Origin of the sequence: Okeania sp. SIO2B3 (genome assembly GCF_010672525.1) — a bacterium.
Taxonomy (GTDB): domain Bacteria; phylum Cyanobacteriota; class Cyanobacteriia; order Cyanobacteriales; family Microcoleaceae; genus Okeania.
The window spans coordinates 37,481-43,651 of sequence record NZ_JAAHGH010000041.1 but is presented as its reverse complement, the minus strand read 5'-3'; the positions used below and the strand labels follow the sequence as shown (position 1 = coordinate 43,651).

The 6,171-nt window shown below is 39.8% G+C and carries 1 protein-coding gene; it reads left to right on the top strand.

The annotated features are described in order from the left end of the window. Positions 1-6,171 (top strand): Ig-like domain-containing protein (locus F6K15_RS22545; protein ID WP_293064583.1); only part of this gene is annotated, 6,171 nt, incomplete at both ends.

Here is a 6,171-nt window from a genome sequence, read left to right as displayed (position 1 = left end):
CCAGTCACATTTCCATTTCTGAGCAATGATACTGACCCTGATGGGGACATCGTACTCATTGATAGCTTTGATCTTAGCAGTACCAATGGAGGTAGTGTTTCTCTCAATAATGATGGCACGTTTACTTATACACCACCCACTAACTTCAGCGGCACAGATACGTTTAATTATACTGTTAGTGATGGCAATGGTGGCACAGATACGGCAACGGTGAGTATCTCTGTTACTGCTGCTGCTCCTACTAACAGTCCACCTACTGCAGGAGCAGACTCTGCCACTACTACTTCTAATACTTCGGTTACTATCAACGTTTTGGCAAATGATAGCGACCCTGATGAGGACGATATTTCTCTGATTAGTGCAGATAGTACTTCTGCTAACAATGGCAATATTACTGTTAACTCAGATAACACAGTTACTTATACTCCCGCAGATGGGTTTACAGGTACAGATACGTTTACTTATACTATTGATGATGGTAATGGTGGCACAGATTTAGGCACGGTTACGGTTAGTGTCGCACCTTCTGAGAATAACCCACCAGTAGCAGGGGATGATAATGTCAGCACTGCGGAAAATACTCCGGTAACATTTCCATTTAGTAGCAATGATACTGACCCTGATGGAGACACCGTACTCATTGATAGCTTTGATAGTAGCAGTACCAATGGTGGTAGTGTTTCTCTCAATCTTGATGGCACGTTTACTTATACACCACCCACTGACTTCAGCGGTACAGATACGTTTAATTATACTGTGAGTGATGGCAATGGTGGCACAGATACGGCCACGGTGACTATTTCTGTTACTGCTGCTGCTCCTGATAACAGTCCACCTACTGCTGGAGCGGACTCTGCGACTACTACTTTCAATACTGCGGTTACTATCAATGTTTTGGCAAATGATAGCGACCCTGATGAGGATAACATTTCTGTGATTAGTGCAGATAGTACTTCTGCGAACAATGGTAATATTACTGTTAACTCAGATAACACAGTTACTTATACTCCCGCAGATGGGTTTACAGGTACAGATACGTTTACTTATACTATTGATGATGGTAATGGTGGCACAGATTTGGGCACGGTTACGGTTAGTGTCGCTCCTCCTGACAACAACCCACCAGTAGCAGGAGATGATAATGTCAGCACTGCGGAAAATACTCCAGTCACATTTCCATTTCTGAGCAATGATACTGACCCTGATGGGGACATCGTACTCATTGATAGCTTTGATCTTAGCAGTACCAATGGAGGTAGTGTTTCTCTCAATAATGATGGCACGTTTACTTATACACCACCCACTAACTTCAGCGGCACAGATACGTTTAATTATACTGTTAGTGATGGCAATGGTGGCACAGATACGGCAACGGTGAGTATTTCTGTTACTGCTGCTGCTCCTACTAACAGTCCACCTACTGCAGGAGCAGACTCTGCCACTACTACTTCTAATACTTCGGTTACTATCAACGTTTTGGCAAATGATAGTGACCCTGATGAGGACGATATTTCTCTGACTACTGTAGATAGTACTTCTGCTAACAATGGCAATATTACTGTTAACTCAGATAACACAGTTACTTATACTCCTGCAGATGGGTTTACAGGTACAGATACGTTTACTTATACTATTGATGATGGTAATGGTGGCACAGATTTGGGCACGGTTACTGTTAGTGTTAATTCACTACCGCCCTCTTTTACTTTTACAAACGACTTATACAGTATTAATGAAAATGGTACATTAGCAGGTGATTCGATACAAGTTCAACGTACTGGAGATACGAGTAATCCTGAGACAGTACAAATACAATTAACTGATGGCACAGCTACAGGTGCAACTCCGCCATTAGATATAGGATCGGACAATCAGGATTTTATTAGTAATACACTAATTAATGTTACTTTTGAGAGTGGTGTAGCATCTGCTGACGTTACTGTTCCCATTAATACCATTAATGATGATACCGTACCTGAACCTACAGAAGAGCTGATTCTTAACTTAGTTGCAGTTAATGAAATTATCGAAGGTTCACCAACAACTCTCCTTGACAGTGCTACTCTACAAATTATTGATAATGATAATGTCAATACCAATATATCAATTAATGATGTCACAGTTAACGAGAATGAAGGTACAGCCGAATTTACTATCAACTTATCTCCAGTTAGTACTCAGGACGTAACAGTTACCTATAGCACCAGTGACGGTACGGCAATAGCAGGTGAAGACTATACTGCTGTTAGTGATACAATCACAATTACAGCAGGTCAAAATAATTTTCCAGTTACAGTACCTATTCTTAATAATGATGATAATATTGACCAACAGAGTGAAACATTTAATGTCAATCTTAGCACTCCTATTAATGCAGTTATCTCTGATAGTATTGGTGTTGGTACAATTATAGAGGATAATGTTCAAATTAACCCCTCCTTCACTGTCAACAATATTGGAGATGTAGGAGACCTTAACCCTGGGAATGGAATTGTTGATACCGCTCTTGGTAATGGTGTTGTCACATTGAGAGCAGCAATTCAAGAAGCTAACGCTTTAGCAGGTGACAATACAATTAATTTCGATCCTAATTTATCTGGTCAAATTATTCTATCTAATACTGATAGCGAGTTTGATGGTAATGCAGACCTAGATATTACTAGCAATATTATTATTGATGGTCTAGGAGCAAATAATCTTACTATTAGCGGTGGCAATATCAGTCGTGTTTTTGATATTCAAGCACTAATACCGCCAACAGTTACTATTAATAACTTAACTATCGCTGATGGATCTGTTATTGGTACTGAAGAGGGAGGCGGTATCAGAAATATTGAGGGAAATGTAACTCTCAATAATAGTACCGTTAGGAATAATCAAGGATTCAATGGTGGTGGTATCTCCAACACTGGAGGTGTAGTAACAGTAAGCAATAGCACTTTTGCTAACAATAGCACCAATAGCACTGGTAGTGGTGGTGGTATTTCTAACAATGGAGGTTTACTAACAGTAGATAGTAGCACTTTCTCTGGCAATAACAGCACTGGTAGTGGCGGTGGTATTTCTAGTCAGGGTGGAGCCAATAGTGGACTAATAGTTAATAATAGTACAATTTCAGGTAACACCAGCAGTGTTAATGGTGGTGGTATATACATAAATGCTCCAGCATCAAATAACACTCTTACTAGCAACACAATTGTTTTAAATACTGCTAGTAATGGTGGAGGAGTTTTCCGTGGAGGGGGTTCTACTCGGATTAACCAAAGTATTATCTTGGGAAACAATAACAATAATATTTCTAATGGTTTAGAAGGAGCAGATACCGAGAACTTAAGTAATGATTTGGATACTCCTATTCAGTCTGTACTAGATACTAATCTGCAAAATAACGGCGGTCCTACAGAAACCCATGATTTAATTCCAGGCAGTCTTGCTATTGATGCTGCTCTGGGCAATACTTTTAATCTGGATCAGAGGGGAATTCAACGACCTATTGATGGAGATGGAGATGGTAGTGCTATTGCAGATATTGGTGCAGTTGAAGCATCTCAAGTCGCTCTTCCCATTGTATCCATAACCGCCACAGATGCAGTCGCAACAGAAGGAGGCAATGACCCCGGACTATTTACTGTTAATATAGTAGATAATCCTCAAAATAATCCCATTACTGTTAATTATACAATTAATGGTACGGCAACAAACGGAATAGACTACCAACCATTAACAGGTCAAGTTGTTATTGATGCAAATCAAACTAGCGCGGATATTAACCTACTTCCCATATTAGACCAAGATTCAGAACCAGATCCAGAAACAGTTGTTCTAACTTTGGCAGCAGAACCAAATAACAGTTATCAAATTGACCCAACAGCTAATACAGCGATCGTTAGTATCAATGATACACCGCCTATAGTACCAGGACAAGGTACTATAGGCGGTACAAAGTTCAATGATATCAACGCTAATGGAGCTTTTGACCCTGGTGAACCTGGAATACAAGGTGTAACAATTTACCTAGACTTAGATAATGATGGAGTATTTGACCCAAACGAACCATCTCAAATTACGGATAATAATGGGAACTATGGTTTCAATAACCTACCTCCTAATACATACTTTGTTCGAGAAGTTGTACCTCCTGGTTCCATACCAACTCTCACTCCAGGTCAGCTTATTGTTACTACTCTAGGAGAAGATTTCACAAATATTAATTTCGGCAACACTGCTGCTATCGTTCCCGGAATTTCTATTACTCAAACAGGTGGAAGCACTGACGTTATCGAAGGGTTAACAACTGATACTTACCAAATAGAACTCGATAGCGGTCCTACCGATCAAGTTAATATTACCATTACTTCAGAAGGTCAAGCTCTTCTCAGTGATAATAACAATCAAATACCAAGCAACACAATTAACTTGACATTTAACCCTGGTAACTTAGGACCTCAAACTATTACAGTTACAGCAGCAGATGATAATATTGCAGCAGGAGACTCTATTGATAACATTATTCATACTGCTACGAGTAACGATCAAAATTATAATGGTCCTACTGCACCATTTACGGTAGATGGTACACCATCGAATTTCATTGCTGCTAATATCAGAGATGACGAGATTCCTAATGTTGTGATTACCCCAACTACAACTGACGCAACAGAGGGAGGAGCAACAGGTAGTTATCAAGTATTCTTAACCACACAACCTATTGGCGATGTTGCTATCAACTTTAATACAGACCAGCAAATTCAACCAATAGATCCTATTACTTTTGACCAAACTAACTGGAATGTTCCTCGAACAGTTACAGTTACAGCAGTAGATGATAATATTCCAGAAACAGAAACTCAAAATATTAGCACGATCGCTCATCAAGTTTTTAGTCAGAGCGACCTTAGCTACAATAATCTCAACATATCTCCAGTCACAGTAAATATTGATGACCCCGAACCTACACAAGTCATCATTACAGAAACTGATGGAAATACGACTTTTACTCCTGGAGGGTCTGACAATTATACGATACAACTAAATAGTAATCCCACAACTCCTATTGAAATAGCGATCGCCCCGCCTCCAGAAATCAATCTTGGTAGCGGTCCTGGAGTTCCTATCACCCGAGAATTTAATGAATCAAATGGAACTACTCCGCAAAATGTAACAGTTACGGGAGTTAATGATGGTAACTTTAGCATTTCTCACAGTGCAACTCTTGATGGTATTGACCCAAACCTACAATTTATTGTAGATGGAGTACCGACAAATATTGTTAATGCTAATGTAACTTCTCAACCTCCTCCTCCTCTTGGCAACATTAGTGGTACAGTATTTGACGACCTCAACAATAACGGTCTTCCTGACACCACTGAGGGAATAGGAGGAATTACCGTTTTCATCGACTCCAACAATAACAACATCCTCGAACCGAACGAAACAAATACTGTAACCGACTCCAACGGTAATTACAACTTCTCGGAACTAGAAGCTAATACTTATAATATCCGAGCAGTACCTCAAGGTAATTTTATTCCTGAACTTATCGCACCAGTCCCCCTATTAGCTGGTCAAAATGCTACCAGAAATATTCAAAATAATATCTCTCCAGGAAGAATCAGCGGTACAGTATTTGACGACCTCAATAATGACGGTATTCCTGACCTTGGGGAAACTAGATTCAATAATGTCACTGTAACTCTCAGTGGAGTTCAAAACGGTATTCCGATCCAACAAACAACTGTTACCGACCCTAACGGTAATTACAACTTTTCCAATTTACCGCCAAATATTGAATATACTCTCACAGCAGTTCGTTCTCCCGACCTACCTCTTCAAGAGTTTCCATCTACTGTAACTATTCCTGCTGGTGAAAGTGTTAGCAATATTAACTTTGCCTACGATGTATCAGACCCAGGTACTCTCCAATTTAGCAACCCCACTTTTAACGTTGCGGAAAATACACCTACCGCTACAGTCACAATAACTCGTACTGATGGGAGTGATGGAGTAGTAAGTGCTAATATCAACCTTTCCAGTGAGACGGCAGTTCAAGGTGTTGATTTTGGCAACCCTTTTCCTAACCCTATTTTCTTTGCAGATGGAGTAACACAACAAACTGTCAGTATTCCAATTTTTGATGATTCTATAATTGATGGAAATAAAACTGTTAATTTG